At 31.7% G+C, this 15,399-nt stretch carries 14 protein-coding genes, 1 tRNA gene and 1 pseudogene; 13 read left to right on the top strand and 3 right to left on the bottom strand.

Features of this window, described 5'->3' with window-relative positions; genetic code table 11:
• Positions 1-7 precede the first annotated feature (7 nt).
• The 3 genes from BJG89_RS09455 (at position 8) to BJG89_RS09445 (ending at position 1,411) form a co-directional block, all read left to right on the top strand.
• Positions 8-589 carry an XTP/dITP diphosphatase gene (locus tag BJG89_RS09455; RefSeq protein ID WP_096810354.1) on the top strand — a complete coding sequence of 194 codons (582 nt, stop codon included), beginning with the start codon at positions 8-10 and terminating at the stop codon, positions 587-589.
• The gene (locus tag BJG89_RS09450) at positions 589-1,098 is read left to right on the top strand and encodes a metallophosphoesterase family protein (protein WP_096810353.1); all 510 of its coding nucleotides are present in this window, start codon (positions 589-591) and stop codon (positions 1,096-1,098) included. The genes BJG89_RS09455 and BJG89_RS09450 overlap by 1 nt, the downstream gene beginning before the upstream one ends.
• Positions 1,099-1,337: 239 nt before the next feature.
• A tRNA-Arg gene (locus tag BJG89_RS09445) sits at positions 1,338-1,411 on the top strand.
• 228 nt (positions 1,412-1,639) lie between these two features.
• On the opposite strand, the pseudogene BJG89_RS14820 reads toward BJG89_RS09445, so the two are convergent.
• Together BJG89_RS14820 and BJG89_RS09440 are read right to left on the bottom strand one after the other, a co-directional pair.
• Positions 1,640-1,807, bottom strand: a pseudogene (locus BJG89_RS14820) (transposase); the annotation flags it as partial.
• Positions 1,808-3,036: 1,229 nt separating this feature from the next.
• A complete protein-coding gene (locus tag BJG89_RS09440) occupies positions 3,037-3,468 on the bottom strand; it encodes a GNAT family N-acetyltransferase (protein WP_108909411.1) in 432 nt (143 codons plus the stop codon).
• Between the two features lie 271 nt (positions 3,469-3,739).
• Between BJG89_RS09440 and BJG89_RS09435 the strand changes: the two genes are divergently transcribed.
• The 5 genes from BJG89_RS09435 (at position 3,740) to BJG89_RS09415 (ending at position 8,418) form a co-directional block, all read left to right on the top strand.
• Positions 3,740-5,362, top strand: a complete 1,623-nt coding sequence (locus BJG89_RS09435) for a BCCT family transporter (protein WP_096810352.1) — start codon at positions 3,740-3,742, stop codon at positions 5,360-5,362.
• Positions 5,363-7,089: 1,727 nt separating this feature from the next.
• Positions 7,090-7,224 (top strand): beta-class phenol-soluble modulin, encoded by a 135-nt coding sequence (locus BJG89_RS09430; RefSeq protein WP_096810351.1) that lies wholly within the window; start codon positions 7,090-7,092, stop codon positions 7,222-7,224.
• Between the two features lie 41 nt (positions 7,225-7,265).
• Positions 7,266-7,400, top strand: coding sequence for a beta-class phenol-soluble modulin (locus BJG89_RS09425; protein WP_096810350.1), 135 nt, complete (start codon positions 7,266-7,268; stop codon positions 7,398-7,400).
• A 37-nt stretch (positions 7,401-7,437) separates the two neighbouring features.
• The gene (locus tag BJG89_RS09420; protein ID WP_096810349.1) at positions 7,438-7,572 is read left to right on the top strand and encodes a beta-class phenol-soluble modulin; all 135 of its coding nucleotides are present in this window, start codon (positions 7,438-7,440) and stop codon (positions 7,570-7,572) included.
• A gap of 159 nt (positions 7,573-7,731) precedes the next feature.
• The gene (locus tag BJG89_RS09415) at positions 7,732-8,418 is read left to right on the top strand and encodes a YjjG family noncanonical pyrimidine nucleotidase (protein WP_096810348.1); all 687 of its coding nucleotides are present in this window, start codon (positions 7,732-7,734) and stop codon (positions 8,416-8,418) included.
• 286 nt (positions 8,419-8,704) lie between these two features.
• Here BJG89_RS09415 and BJG89_RS09410 read toward each other — a convergent pair whose 3' ends face one another.
• Entirely contained in the window at positions 8,705-9,145 is a 441-nt protein-coding gene (locus BJG89_RS09410) for an N-acetyltransferase (protein ID WP_096810347.1), read from the bottom strand.
• Positions 9,146-9,429: 284 nt separating this feature from the next.
• Here BJG89_RS09410 and bshC point away from each other — a divergent pair, with 284 nt between their 5' ends.
• The 5 genes from bshC (at position 9,430) to BJG89_RS09385 (ending at position 15,307) form a co-directional block, all read left to right on the top strand.
• Positions 9,430-11,043 carry a bacillithiol biosynthesis cysteine-adding enzyme BshC gene (gene bshC, locus BJG89_RS09405; protein WP_096810346.1) on the top strand — a complete coding sequence of 538 codons (1,614 nt, stop codon included), beginning with the start codon at positions 9,430-9,432 and terminating at the stop codon, positions 11,041-11,043.
• A 149-nt stretch (positions 11,044-11,192) separates the two neighbouring features.
• Positions 11,193-11,624 carry a division/cell wall cluster transcriptional repressor MraZ gene (gene mraZ, locus BJG89_RS09400; protein WP_096810345.1) on the top strand — a complete coding sequence of 144 codons (432 nt, stop codon included), beginning with the start codon at positions 11,193-11,195 and terminating at the stop codon, positions 11,622-11,624.
• 14 nt (positions 11,625-11,638) lie between these two features.
• On the top strand, positions 11,639-12,574 hold the full coding sequence (gene rsmH / locus BJG89_RS09395; protein ID WP_096810344.1) for a 16S rRNA (cytosine(1402)-N(4))-methyltransferase RsmH: 936 nt from the start codon (positions 11,639-11,641) through the stop codon (positions 12,572-12,574).
• A 14-nt stretch (positions 12,575-12,588) separates the two neighbouring features.
• Positions 12,589-12,993 carry a cell division protein FtsL gene (ftsL, locus tag BJG89_RS09390; protein ID WP_096810343.1) on the top strand — a complete coding sequence of 135 codons (405 nt, stop codon included), beginning with the start codon at positions 12,589-12,591 and terminating at the stop codon, positions 12,991-12,993.
• Positions 12,974-15,307 (top strand): penicillin-binding protein, encoded by a 2,334-nt coding sequence (locus tag BJG89_RS09385; RefSeq protein ID WP_096810342.1) that lies wholly within the window; start codon positions 12,974-12,976, stop codon positions 15,305-15,307. Before ftsL ends, BJG89_RS09385 begins: the two co-directional genes overlap by 20 nt.
• Positions 15,308-15,399: the final 92 nt, after the last annotated feature.

Genomic DNA, 15,399 nt, shown 5'->3' with positions numbered 1-15,399 from the left:
AAACAAAATGGAAGATATTGTTATTGCATCAAATAATAAAGGGAAAATAAATGATTTTAGAGTTATTTTTCCTGAATATAACGTCATAGGCATTTCAGAAATTATTGAAGGTTTTGATGTTGAAGAAACAGGCGATACCTTTGAAGCAAATGCAAAATTAAAATCTGAAGCTGCTGCTAAAGCGTTGAATAAACGTGTGATCGCTGATGACAGTGGTTTACAAGTTTTTGCTTTAAATGGCGAACCTGGCATTTATTCAGCACGATATGCAGGTGAAGCCAAAGATGATAACGCCAATATTGAAAAATTATTAACTAAATTAGGCGATGAAACTGATCGCAGCGCACAGTTTGTTTGTGTCATTAGTATGAGTGCGCCTGGCGAAGAAACGGTTCAATTTAAAGGGACAGTACAAGGTGAAATTACTTTAGACAAAATTGGTGAATATGGTTTTGGTTATGATCCAGTCTTTTATGTTGAAGATAAAAATAAAACGATGGCACAATTAACAGCTGAAGAAAAAGGTGCAATTAGTCATAGAGGGAGAGCTATAGAACAACTACAACAATATCTAGAAGGTGATCAATAATGACGAAATGGGTAATTGTTAGTGATAATCATACAGAACAAGGTATTTTATTCAATGTCATTAATCAGCATGATGATATAGATGTTGCAATACATTTAGGAGATTCTGAACTTGCATATGACGATAGTGAATTGAGTCATTTCTATAAAGTAAAAGGAAACACTGATTTTTATCCAGAATTTCCAAATGAACAGACTATTGATATACGTGGAATAAAAGCATTTTTAACGCACGGCCATTTATACAGTGTTAATCGCACAAGAATGAATATAGCCCAACAAGCAAAAGCTTCAGATTGCCAATTTGCATTTTATGGCCATACACATGTAGCTAAACATGAAGTCATTAGCGGCGTGCATGTTATAAATCCTGGGAGCATTTCACAATCTCGAAGCGATATAGAAGAAACTTATGCAGAATTGTTAATTGATGAAACAAATCAATCTGCAACGTTAAATTTCCGCAATCGAGACCATAAAATTATTAATAGCGAAAATTTTACAATTTAATTAGATAAGAGGGAGTGTGCTTATAAAATGGTGACATCTTTCATTTTAGTAACGCTTCCTTGTTTCTGTATTTGAAAGTTTAATGACGCGTTTTCGAAAAATAATTTGATAAAAAATAAAATGGCAATAATATGATAAAAAGTTTACAATAGTGAAAAATCATATTTATTTTTAATGGCCAGAGTATTGCTTTATTGGCATAAGTTAGATATAATAATTCTTGTGTTCAAAAGAATGATGTCCTGGTAGCTCAGTTGGATAGAGCAATGGCCTTCTAAGCCATCGGTCGGGGGTTCGAATCCCTCCCAGGACACTAATGCATAGAATTACACAAAATTCTATAACATATACTTAACCAAGAACGTTGATATGTCAGCGTTCTTTTTATTTTGTCTAAAATTATATTTTTATATGTTTTATAATTTTTGGTCACATGGTGGTTACAAAATTTGTATGCGTGGCCACAAATATGGTCACGACATATTTGCATTTCCTAATTTTTTAGACTCTTTGTCAAAGAGGACTGATACCATTTTTGAGATTAGGCAACATTAGGTTGCTTAATCTCTTTTTTGATTGAAGAAGTATAAAGCCGTGAAGTTAGTAAGATACGATTACGCAAATTATCATGATTTTTATATCCAAACGATATTCATTTAATAAGTTTAACTTTATTATTGATACCTTCTATTGGAGAATTGCTCATATTAGGGTATTTTAATGATAATTGATAATTTTAATGGCATTCGCCAATTTTTGCATAACCTGTAGCGAAAAGGACCCTAATATATAAGGGCACATTCACAAAGTAGATAGCTATGAACAATTACTATACTTATATGAACAAACTGTGTTACGTAAAGTTAATTTAAAAGATATTATGGAGATAAAATAGAGAGTAATATGAATAAATCTCAAATTACTATTTTTAATTTACTTATTAAATTTAATAAGTTAAACTTAGGGTACACGCCTTAGGGCGTTAAGGAAATAATGAGTTTCTTCTCTTACATGCCCTTTGGCGTGGAGGAGAACGCAACTCCTTATAATCCTGAGGTCCTCTTAATTGGGGCCTTTTTTAATTTTTAAGTATCACTTTTACGTTCAATAAAAATTTGTATAAAAAGTTATTGTTTTTTAAGTTTAATTGTAAAGTAAGTAGAACATTATTATTGAATCATTAATTGATAATATCCTAAACGACACCTCTAAATCCCTGCTATTACTTTAGGTTCCGCTATCTTTTGTAATAGTATAGATATTTCTAAAAAAGTATATTTTTTATTTCTGTTTATTGATTTTTTAACCTTTAAGTTTGAGAAAAAATGGCAGGGGATACTACAATTACATCTCCAAATATTATTTACACTTAATCAGATTACCATATCTTCTGTTTATTATTTTTTAAGTATCCCGCTTTTATTAATAATTAGGGGATGTTTTAGTGTGCAAAAAATTATTACATATAAAACTAGATTAATTTAAAAGATACTGTGGAGATAAAATAAATCTACCGATTAATGTTCGTAAAAATAATGGACACAATACGGCTACAAAAACACATTCACAAAGACTATAAAGCTATTTGCTAAATCCTTCTCAGGAGAGTGTATGGCTCTCCCCCATTATATATCGTTAAATAAAACGTTGATATAACAGGACTTTATTATGTCTCGATAAATATTCAAAGTGAAAATGTTACTAAATTAAAAAATAATGGAATATTATATGATGAACTATCAGATGTAATGGGGAAAGTTAAGAAGAGATTAAAAAGAAAACATACGAATTTTCAAAAAGTTAGGTGCTTTGACAAGATTAGAAAAGATAGAATTAACTAACATTACATTAGAGAGTAAAATCAAAAATAAAACTAAAATTATTAGAATAAACTACTAAATTAAGAGGGGTCAGAGCCTATTGTTAATAAGTGAAAAATTATAATTTAAGATGTAAAATAGGATAGTTTCTACCTTGACCGTCTTTTTGAGATTCTTTATATTTTTTAAATCCATTTTTGGCATAAAATTTTACAGCGTTATGATTGTCTTTGTTGACGTCAACGTAATGTACTTTGTTTTCTTGAATGAGATATTGAAGTATTTCTGTTCCATACCCATTTCTAAAATATTTAGGATCTATAAAAAGCATTTCTAAGTTTTTTTCGTTTGTGCCTGAAAAACCAATTGCTTCTTTATCATTGAACCATAAATAAGCTTTTACATATTTGAAATAAGTTGGAATTTCATTTTTTAATTCCAAAATATCTTTTTCTTTTAAAAAGTCATGTGTTGCAATTACACATTTTTCCCATATTTCTAATGCTTTTGGATAATCTTTTTCCTGAAGTTTTATTTTGGATAAATGCATATTTCTGGCTCCTTGTTTTTACTTTTTATTTTGATATTCATTATAATAAAATTAACTTAATAAGCAAACCCATAAATCAAGGTAAGAAAGTGTTAAATCGCACGCGCTTTCGAAATACGTTTTAATAAAAATAAATGGGGGCCTTTTTTCGGGGTATCTTTTTTGTTATAAATCCCTATTTTATAAAGCGTTGGTATTTTTTTGGAAGTAAATTTAATGTATTATGGGGTTTGTCGTTTTTTACCGTTAAGTTTAAAGGAGGTTCATAAATTTGGAACAAAAAAATCCAAATTTAAATAATAGAAAACTATCTGCAGTTTTTATTTTTAGTATAATTATAACTGCAGTTTTTGTGATACTAGGCGCAATATTTCCTAACCAATTTAATAAAGTTGGATCAAGTATTACATCTTGGATAACTGAATATTTTGGTTGGTATTACATGATTATAGTAGCAGTAATGATATTTTTCTGTATATTTTTAATTTTTAGCCCGATTGGAAAATTAAAATTAGGAAAACCAGGAGATAAACCAGCTTTTAATACTATCTCGTGGTTTGCAATGTTATTTAGTGCAGGTATGGGTATTGGGCTTGTTTTTTATGGTGCAGCAGAACCGATCAGTCATTTTGCTAACCCAGCTACAGGCGATCCTAAAACAACACATGCTTATACTGAAGCTTTAAGAGGTTCATTTATGCAGTGGGGTTTCCATGCATGGGGCGTGTACGGTATAGTAGCACTCGCTTTAGCTTATTCTCAATATAGAAAAAATGAACCTGGTCTCATTTCGAGAACTTTACGACCTATTTTTGGTAATAAAGTAGAGGGACCAATAGGAACAGTTGTTGATGTGATTGCAGTATTTGCAACTATAGGCGGTGTAGCTGTTTCATTAGGTTTAGGTGCTTTACAAATATCAGGGGGACTTAGTTATTTATTTGATATTCCCAACAATATTACTACGCAAGGTATTGTAATTGTCATAGTGACATTCTTATTTCTTAGCAGCGCATGGTCAGGCTTGAATAAGGGGATGCAATATATTAGTAACATAAATATTGGACTTGCAGGAATAATACTTATCATTGTATTGATTATTGGACCTACCGTTTTGATTTTAAATATGTTAACTACTTCAACTGGAGAATATTTAAACACGTTCTTATATAATATGTTTGATACAGCGCCATTAAATGGTCAAAAACATCAGTGGATGTCACAATGGACATTTTTCCAATTAGCATGGTGGATTAGTTGGAGTCCCTTTGTAGGTATATTTATAGCGCGTGTATCTAAAGGACGTTCAATAAGAGAATTTGTTTCAGGTGTCTTATTAGCGCCAGTGTTAGTGAGTATAGTTTGGTTTTCTGCTTTTGGTGTACTTGGTATTGAAACAGCTAAAAGTCATCCGAAAATATTTGATATGCCTTCTGAAACAGCGCTGTTTGGTGTTTTTGATGCAGTACCATTAGGATTTGTACTATCAATTATTACATTAATATTGATTGTTACGTTTTTCGTCACATCAGCTGATTCAGCGACATTTGTTTTAGGTATGCAAACTACGTTTGGATCATTAAATCCATCAGTGACAATAAAAATTATTTGGGGCTTAGCCCAAGCCTTAATTGCGTTTGTATTACTCTTTTCAGGTGGAAACAATGGATTGAGCGCATTACAAAATATGGCGATTATGACTGCATTGCCTTTCTCAGTTATAATTATACTGATGATGATATCCTTCTATAAAGATGCTAACAAGGAACGGAAGTTTTTAGGGTTGACTTTACAACCTAACAAAAAACGTATGGAAAGTTATTTGAAAAGGAACCAAGAAGGCTACGAAGAAGAAATTATTGAAAGAAGAAAAGCAACTAGGAATTCAGAATAATAACTATCTTTCTATAATAAATAGGCGTATTATTTACATCCCTAAGGATAATTGAACAAATTAATAGATTGTTATGCTAATATAACTTGGTATTATTGGTTTGTTTTCTTGATATGAGCATTTCTTTATAATATGAAATAAAGGCAGTCGTTAATTCGGCTGCTTATTTTATTTTGTATGTAAAAAATCTTATTTATCACTCAAATGTGTCGTATATTTGTATATTTGAGGATGAACTATGGTTTATAGCCCCAGTAAGCCGGTGCATAGAATTTAAAAATATGTGTTCTTTTTACTTTGTTTAAAATTATGTTTTTGTATTTTACAAATTTTAACCAAGAAGGTACACGTCCCGAAAATTGATTTAATATACTTCTTGTTATTTTGAGGCTTTTTATAAATAATTGCATAGAATTTTTAGAATACAGATTTCTATATTTATGCGCTGTTAATTATACCAATGGCTTTTTTGTTTCTTTCTTCTAAGCTAAGTTTAATAAAATTACTGGGCGCCAGTTGTTACAGATATATTTTTGTGACTGATACTTGTATACCATATATTAAAATATTTTGGTTAATCAATAAATCAAGGATACTAACTAAAAAGTCTGCTGTTTTGACATACTATTGCTGCTGATTTAGCAGTGTTTTATTATAAAATGAAGTGAGTAAATTAAAATAAATACACAGGAAATATAATATAAGAGTCATAGCATAGATGATTAATTATTTATAGTTCATAATTTAAATTGCATAGTATTCAAGCTATAAATATGTTATGTAGATTTAAAATATATGTTTTACTCTAGTGATAAGTGGTATATATTAAATAACTATAAGGTCACTTGATTCGATGATTAATTTGCGCAAGCGCTACTTCAGTTTGAAGTGGCGCCTTTTTATGAAATTTTAATTTGAATTTTGGGCGTTTAATTTTTTATTAAACAATTTATCTTTGAAACTTCTCGTATAAAAGCCTATTTTAACTTTGCCGCTGAGCAACCCACCCATCTTCGTCTCCAGCAACCAAATCATTTTTGTATAAGTATTAACTATTATTTTAGTGTGAGAAAACGCTTACAAATATAATTTGGCGGGGATCCAATACGTGGATACATATAACGTCATTTGATTATGTAGTTTGTGTACCTGTATTTTAACACTATAAGTTTGAGCCAAAATAGCAATCACAAATTTACCTTTATTAATTAATGTGTCATAGCTATCTTGTAAATTGTTTTTTATAAATAGCAGCTCGTACATTTGGATTATTATTTATATTTCTGATTAATTTATAAGCATTATAGTATTATTAGTTTATTTGTGAATCAAGTGCTAGTTTATATATTTTTAATAATTGGTTTTCAAAAGGGATAAAATCATTTTCTATATCGTTCGTACGCGTATTTAATATCTTCAATTGAGATTGAATACAATCAGTTTTTACATAAAATAAAGTTAAAAGTAGTGAAAATGATTAATAATAAGGATAATGATTTTACAAAATTGAATTGCGAAAAATTCAATTAGGCAGTCAAAACTGTCTCGAAAAATATAATTAAATACAGTTATTACTTCTTTTCAACGAAGTATGAATAAAAACCCAATGAGATTATTAATTGTTCTATAGTATAGATAACAAACGATACTTAATTCAAAAAATAACAATATCGTTTAAAACATAATAATCAGTCATAAGCATGTATCTTAAGTAAGGAGTGTTTATAATGGAAGGTTTATTTAGCGCAATTAAAGAAACAGTACAAGCAGGTATTGCGGGAGATGGTGCAAAATTAGGTACAAGTATTGTAAGCATCGTAGAAAATGGCGTAGGTTTAGTAAGTAAATTATTTGGATTCTAGTTTTAACATAAAAAATTATAAATATAAAGGGGAGCTCAATCATGGCTAAATTAGCAGAAGCAATCGCAAATACAGTACAAGCAGCAAAATCAGGTAATGGTTCAGAATTAGGATCAAGCATTGTTGACATTGTATCGAGCGGAGTAGGCTTAGTAGGTAAATTATTCGGATTTTAATATATAGATTTTGGAAAAATTAAAGGAGAGATTTTAAATGGAAGGTTTATTTAACGCAATTAAAGAAACAGTACAAGCAGGTATCGCAGGAGATGGTGCAAAATTAGGTACAAGTATTGTAAGCATCGTAGAAAATGGAGTAGGTTTAGTAAGTAAATTATTCGGATTTTAAATTTAATCACTCATATGGACTGGCCAGGGTAATAACCTTGGCCTTTTTTGTTTGTGCTTGTCTAATTATGGTAAGATGTAATCGAATTCTATTATTATATTGAAGATTTGGTAATAAGTAATTAAACAAAGAATTTGAAATACGGGAAGCAGGGATAAAATGAAAAACAATTGTTTACTTATTGATTTTGATGATACTATTGTCGATTTTCATGATGCAGAAGGTTATGCATTTCACGCGTTAACAAAAAAATATAACTTACATACGGATTCTAATGATTTGAAAAAATTCATGTCTGTTAATCAAGCTCATTGGGAAGCTTTTCAACAAAATCGATTAACTAAGGAAGAAGTGTTAAGCAAACGCTTTGAAGCGTATTTTGGTTTACATCACATTAACGTTAATGGCCAAGAAGCGGATGTGATTTTTAGAGATGAACTCGCAAGTGCACCAATAAAGTATTTTATGAATACTGTAGAAACGCTTAAAGCCCTTAAAGACACACATGATATGTATATTGTTACAAACGGCGTTTTAGAAACACAAGAAAGGAGAATAGGAAGAACTGAACTAGGTAACTGGTTCAAAGGTGTATTTGTTTCAGAACAAACAGGTTATCAAAAACCAATGCCAGAATTCTTTGATTTCGTGTTTAATGAGATTGGTGAAGAAAAAAGAGAGTGTGCAATGATTGTGGGTGACTCGATCACATCAGATATATTAGGTGGCATCAACGCTAATATTAAAACGTGTTGGTTTAATCCAAGAAATAAGTTGAATGAAACTGATATCAATCCTGATTTCACAATTGATTCGCTCGATCAATTATTGAAACTGACAAAATAAAAAAGCTGAGATATCAATGATACCCTAAGCTTCAAAAATAAAAATAAATAGACTATGGATAACTAAACCTGGAGATGTGCTTTAACGTTTACTTCCTTTTTTAGTCACCATAGTCTGAGTGTGACGATAAATCATTTTATAAAATTGCGATTTTTGTCATATTTTTTATTTAGGTTTACTTAACCTCCCAAAGATTGAAATAATCCATTTAAGCGGTTAATAACTTTTAACGTGTTACTTTAAATTTATATATGTTGTTATATTTTATTTATGTTATACAGCATGGCTATGGTGTCCAAATCAGTACATCATGGCCGTCTTTATTTTGTAATTCAATATCTTTGAATCCTTGTTTAATAAAGAAGTCTTTTGATTGGTTACGTGCAATTACTTTAATAGGCTGGCCTTGTTCCTTAGCAAAATCTAAAAGTGCCTTACCATAACCGCGTCCTTGGAAATCGCGTAATACTTCTAATTTCCATAGTACGTTATAGTCATCAAAATCAGAGAAATATACTTCTTCGACTTCCCCTTTACGGTATAAAGCCATACGTGCGCCTAACCTGTCGCCAACGTATATACCATAAAATGGTGAGTCTGAACTAGCATCAATCATTTCTCCACGCAGCTCATCTACTAAATATAAATCTTCATTTCCGAAGTTTCTGAAATCTTCGAATAATTCATCTGTTTTATAATTAATATCAAGACGTTTTACATTACTCACTGTAGCTTCCCCCTTTGCGTTATTACTTATTATTATACCTTATTTTAATAGATATTTCACAAAAATGAATGCTTAAAACATTTTGTTTATTATTAAAATCAAATTGTTATCGTCTGTTACGCAAAGTAAAATTATTTTTGTTACATGAACAATAACTTCGAACAATATCTACTATTAATAGCAAAATAACTTGAATTTTATTAATATTATAAGCCGTAAAATTGTCAACGTTGAATATAAACTTTATACTAAATAGGAATAGAGTAACATAAGGAGAATTACGAATGGATTGTATAACAACGAAACTTAATGAAAAAGATCAATTTATATCAAAAATAAAAAATAGTGATTCCACTTTAGCTAAATATTACCACTTTGATGCAATGGATAAAAAGCATTATGAAGAAAGATTATTTTCAGAAAGTAATGGTAGAGAAACAGCGCTTGCTGATATTATTGAACGCTATATGAGTGATTTATCATTAGATAATCAACAAGTTGAAAATTTAAAAGCGCTTAGTGACGGTGCGAAAGTTGTGATTGGTGGACAACAAGCTGGTTTGTTTGGAGGTCCTTTATACACATTTCATAAAATATTCTCAATCATTACATTAAGTGAAAAATTATCAAATGATTATGATACACACGTCGTGCCCGTGTTTTGGATTGCTGGTGAAGATCACGATTTTGAAGAAATCAATCATACTTATGTATTTAATGAACAAAAGGCGAAGTTACAAAAAATTAAGTATAGTACTATGACGCCACCAGAATCTAGTGTCTCAAAGTACACGCCAGACAAAGCAGAATTACATAAAGCGTTGAATCAGTTTTTTAAAGAATTAAAAGAAACATCATCTTCTAAGCAATTATTAAACATGTGTAGAAATATCATCGATAACTATGATGGTTGGACGGATATGTTTAAAGCGTTATTGCATGAAGTTTTTAAGGCTTATGGTGTGTTGTTGATTGACGCTGATTATAAAGCGTTGCGTCAGTTAGAACAGCCACTTTTCAAAAAAATGATAGAAAATCACCAAGATGTGGACGACGCATTCAGACAAACACAAGCTCAAACGATTGATAGCGGTTTGGAGCAAATGATCCAAACTGATACAAATGTACATTTGTTTATCCACGAAGATAACATGAGACAGTTGCTGACTGTTAAAGATGGTCAATTCTATTTAAATAAATCGGAGAAGGTGTTATCGAAACAAGCAGTGCTCGATATAGTTGAAAAAGAACCTGAAAGATTTTCAAATAATGTGGTTACTAGGCCAATCATGGAAGAATGGCTATTTAACACAGTAGCGTTTGTCGGCGGACCAAGTGAAATTAAGTATTGGACTGAATTGAGTGAAGCCTTTCGAATATTAGAAGTTTCTATGCCTATCGTATTACCACGTTTAAGAATCACTTATTTAAACACTAGAATTGAAAAGTTGTTAGATCAATACCATTTGGATAAAAATAATATTATTAAAAAGGGCGTTACTGAAGATAAAGATAAATTTATAAGGGCGCAAGCTTCTCAATCATTTATTGACCAAATTAAATCGTTGAGTGAACAGCAAAAGTCTATATATCAGTCTCTTCAAACAGAAGTAAAAGGAAATCACGATAACGAAGTGCTATTGAGTAAAAATAATGAGATTCATCAAAACCAATTTGATTATTTACTGAAGAGATACCTATTAAATGTTGAGAGAGAAAATGATATTAGCATGAAACACTTTGAAGAACTCAGTGAGACTCTCCATCCTATGGGTGGGCTCCAAGAAAGAATTTGGAATCCACTTCAAATTATGAACGATTTTGGGATAGATGTGTTCAGTCCCTCCACCTATCCACCACTTTCTTACACATTTGATCATATATTAATTAAGCCTTAGAGCGACAAGGGGAATACCCGATTCATCAACTAGATGAATCGGGTGTTTTTTTCTATAATTCAAGAAATTTTGGTGAAAATTGTATAATTAGTGGAGGATAGTGGTGAGATGTGGTAAATTATATATATGAGAAGGTGAGGTGATTATAAATGTTCATGGGTGAATATGAGCATCAATTGGATACAAAGGGACGTATGATAGTTCCTTCCAAGTTTCGTTATGACTTGAATGAACGATTTATAATCACCCGAGGCCTTGATAAATGTTTATTTGGTTACACTTTGGAAGAATGGCAAGTAATTGAAGAGAAGATGAAGACTTTACCGATGACTAAGAAAGACGCGCGTAAGTTTATGCGTATGTTCTTTTCAGGTGCTGTTGAAGTAGAACTGGATAAACAAGGGCGTATTAATATTCCACAAAATCTGCGGAAATATGCCAACTTAAATAAGGAATGTACAGTAATAGGTGTCTCAAATCGTATTGAAATTTGGGATAGAGAAACTTGGAACGATTTTTATGATGAATCAGAAGACAGTTTTGAAGATATTGCTGAAGACTTAATTGATTTTGAATTTTAAATGGAGGCGTTAAATTGTTTCATCATGTCAGCGTAATGCTAAAAGAAACTATCGATGAGTTAAATATTGAAGAAGATGGCATATATGTCGACTGTACTTTAGGTGGAGCAGGACATGCACTCTATTTATTAAATCAACTCGGTGACGAAGGTAGACTGATCGCAATTGACCAAGATACAACAGCGATTGAAAATGCGAAAGAAGTATTGAAAGACCACATACATAAAGTTACTTTCGTCCATAACAACTTTAGAAAATTAACTGAAATTTTAGATGATTTAAATATTGAAAAAGTAGATGGCATTTATTATGACCTAGGTGTGTCTAGCCCCCAATTGGATGTACCTGAAAGAGGATTTAGTTATCATAATGATGCCAAATTGGATATGCGTATGGACCAATCTCAACCATTATCAGCTTATGAAGTGATAAATGAGTGGCCGTTCGAAAAATTAGTTAGAATTTTCCATCGTTATGGAGAAGAAAAATTTTCGAAACAAATTGCAAGACGCATTGAACAAAACAGAGCGCAAAAGCCTATCGAAACAACATTAGAACTTGTAGATATTGTCAAAGAAGGTATTCCAGCTAAAGCAAGAAGAAAAGGTGGGCACCCTGCGAAAAGGGTTTTTCAAGCAATTAGAATCGCAGTTAACGATGAGTTATCTGCTTTTGAAGATTCTTTAGAACAAGCAATTGATTTAGTTAACGTAGATGGAAGAATCTCTGTTATTACCTTCCATTCATTAGAAGATCGACTTTGTAAGCAAATGTTTCAAGAATATGAAAAAGGCCCAGAAGTCCCAAGAGGGCTGCCTATCATACCGGAGGCTTATACACCTAAATTGAAACGTGTTAATCGAAAACCGATTATAGCTACAGATGAAGATTTAGAAGAAAATAACCGAGCACGTAGTGCGAAGTTACGCGTAGTAGAAATATTAAAATGAGGAGTGAATATTGAGTGGCAGTAGAGAAGATATACCAACCATATAATGGAGCGGAGCAGCATATTCCAGAATCACAACCATCGACCCGCCCAGAGAGACATCCCAAGACAGTCAAGCGTAAAGTAATTGTTAAGCTAACTAAGTTTGAAAAGATGTTATACATAGGACTTATAACAGTAATTGCTTTAATAAGTATTTATATGCTATCTTTAAAAATGGATGCGTATGAAACTCGAGAAAAAATTGCAGATTTAGATACAAAAATTGAAAAACAATCAAGTGAAAACAGTGCAATAGAATCTGAAATTAAAAAGAACTCCTCATATGAACGCATTTACGAAAAGGCAAAAAATGATGGAATGAGCCTTAAGAACGATAATGTAAAGGTAGTGCGTAATAATGGCGAAGCGAAGAATTAAATTAAAAAAGCCAAAATTTTCAATCAAAAAAAGTAAAATAGGGGCAGTCCTACTCATCCTTGGATTTGGACTGCTCTTTTTTACGTTGGTTTTAAGATATTCATATATTATGTTGACAGGACACTCTTCTGGTGAAGATTTAATTATGAAAGCAAATGAAAAGTACTTAGTAAATAGTCAACAACAACCAGAAAGAGGAAAGATTTATGATAGGAACGGCAAAGTTTTAGCTGAAGATGTTGAAAGGTATAAAGTAGTCGCTGTAGTAGATAAAAAAGCAAGTGAAGGTAGCGACAAACCTAAACACGTAAAGGATAAAAAAGCAACCGCTAAAAAACTTGCTACTGTTATAGATATGTCGGCCAAAGATATTGAAGAAAAATTAAATAACAAAAAAGCATTTCAGGTTGAATTTGGTCAAAAAGGTACAGATTTAACGTACCAAGAAAAAGAAAAAATTGAGAAAATGAATCTTCCTGGTGTGATGTTATATCCAGAGACTGAAAGATTTTATCCTAATGGAAACTTTGCATCACATTTACTAGGTATCGCTCAAAAAGACCCTGACAGTGGAGAATTAAAAGGTGCGTTAGGTGTTGAGAAAATCTTTGATAGTTATCTTTCGGGTCAAAAAGGTGCCTTATCTTATATTCATGATATTTGGGGTTATATTGCCCCGAATACTAAAAAAGAAAAAATGCCTAAACGTGGAGATGATGTTCATTTAACACTTGATTCCAATATACAAGTGTTCGTAGAAGAAGCACTTGATGGCATGGTTGAGCACTATAAACCGAAAGATTTATTTGCTGTCGTGATGGATGCTAAGACTGGTGAAATACTTGCGTTCAGTCAAAGACCAACATTTAACCCAGAAACAGGTAAAGACTTTGGTAAAAAATGGGCTAACGATTTATATCAAAATACGTATGAACCTGGTTCAACATTTAAATCTTATGGTTTAGCAGCAGCAATCCAAGAAGGTAAATTTAAACCAGAAAAAAAATATACAGCCGAACCTCGAGAAGTTATGGGGTCTAAAATATCTGACTGGAACAAAGTAGGTTGGGGTGAAATTTCAATGTCACTTGGTTTCACATATTCATCCAACACACTTATGATGCACTTACAAGATTTAGTTGGTTCAGATAAGATGAAAGAATGGTATGAAAAATTCGGCTTTGGTAAATCTACAAATAGTATGTTTGATGGTGAAGCAACTGGTGATATTGCTTGGGATAATGAAGCACAGCAAAAAACCTCTGCATTTGGTCAGTCTACAACAGTAACACCAGTACAAATGTTACGTGCACAGTCAGCTTTTCATAATGATGGGAATATGCTTCAACCGTGGTTCGTTGACAGCGTAAGTAATCCTGTTACTAAAGATACTTTTTATAAAGGTAAGAAGGAATACGCAGGAAAACCTATTACAAAAGATACAGCTAAGAAAGTGCGAACTGAATTAGATAAAGTAGTTAATAGTGAAGATAGCCACGCTAAAAACTATCAAATAGATGGTTATGATGTTGCTGGTAAAACAGGTACAGCACAAGTGGCGGATTCTGACAATGGTGGTTATGTTGAAGGTGAAAATCCATACTTTGTAAGTTTTATTGGTGATGCGCCTAAAGATGACCCTGAAGTCATTGTTTATGCGGGCATGAGTTTAGCTCAAAAAAATGATCAAGAAGCATATGAAATGGGTGTAAGTAAGGCTTTCAACCCAATTATGGAAAATACTTTAAAATATTTAAATGTAGGGGAAAAGGATTCAAAAGATGGCTCTGATGTTAAATATAGTAAAGTACCAGATGTACAAGGTCAGGAAACCCAAAAAGCACAAGACAAGATGAATAGTAAGTCACTTGAACCAATTGTGATTGGAAGTGGTGATAAGGTTGTAAAACAATCTGTAACATCAGATAAAGAAGTACTGCCAAACAGCAAAGTCTTACTATTAACTGATGGAGATATCACTATGCCAGACATGACTGGTTGGACGAAAGAAGAAGTACTTGCATTTGAGACATTAACTAATACAAAAATCACAACTAAAGGTAGTGGTTTTGTTTCAGAACAATCAGAAGCAAAAGGTCAAAAAGTTAGCAAAAACGATAAGATTGAAGTAACCTTCACTGCCGAAAAAGTCAATGGTGAGTCTTCAAGCTCGTCATCCAACAATGACTCTGAAGATGATGATAAAGACGATTCGAACAAAGATGATAAGAATGAATCAAAAGATAAATCAGAAGACAAATCCAGTGATGATTCAAAAACTTCTGATGCAAGTAGTGACAGTCAAAATGAATAAGTACTTTCTTGATGTCTGACTTCAATTAAAAAACATGTTAAAATATTTAATTTGAAATTAGCACGAGGTAGTATGATAGGTTATCGGTAATA

Source organism: Staphylococcus nepalensis (genome assembly GCF_002442935.1).
GTDB classification, from domain to species: domain Bacteria; phylum Bacillota; class Bacilli; order Staphylococcales; family Staphylococcaceae; genus Staphylococcus; species Staphylococcus nepalensis.
The sequence above is the reverse complement of the archived record's forward strand: the minus strand, read 5'-3'. Positions and strand labels throughout refer to the sequence as shown.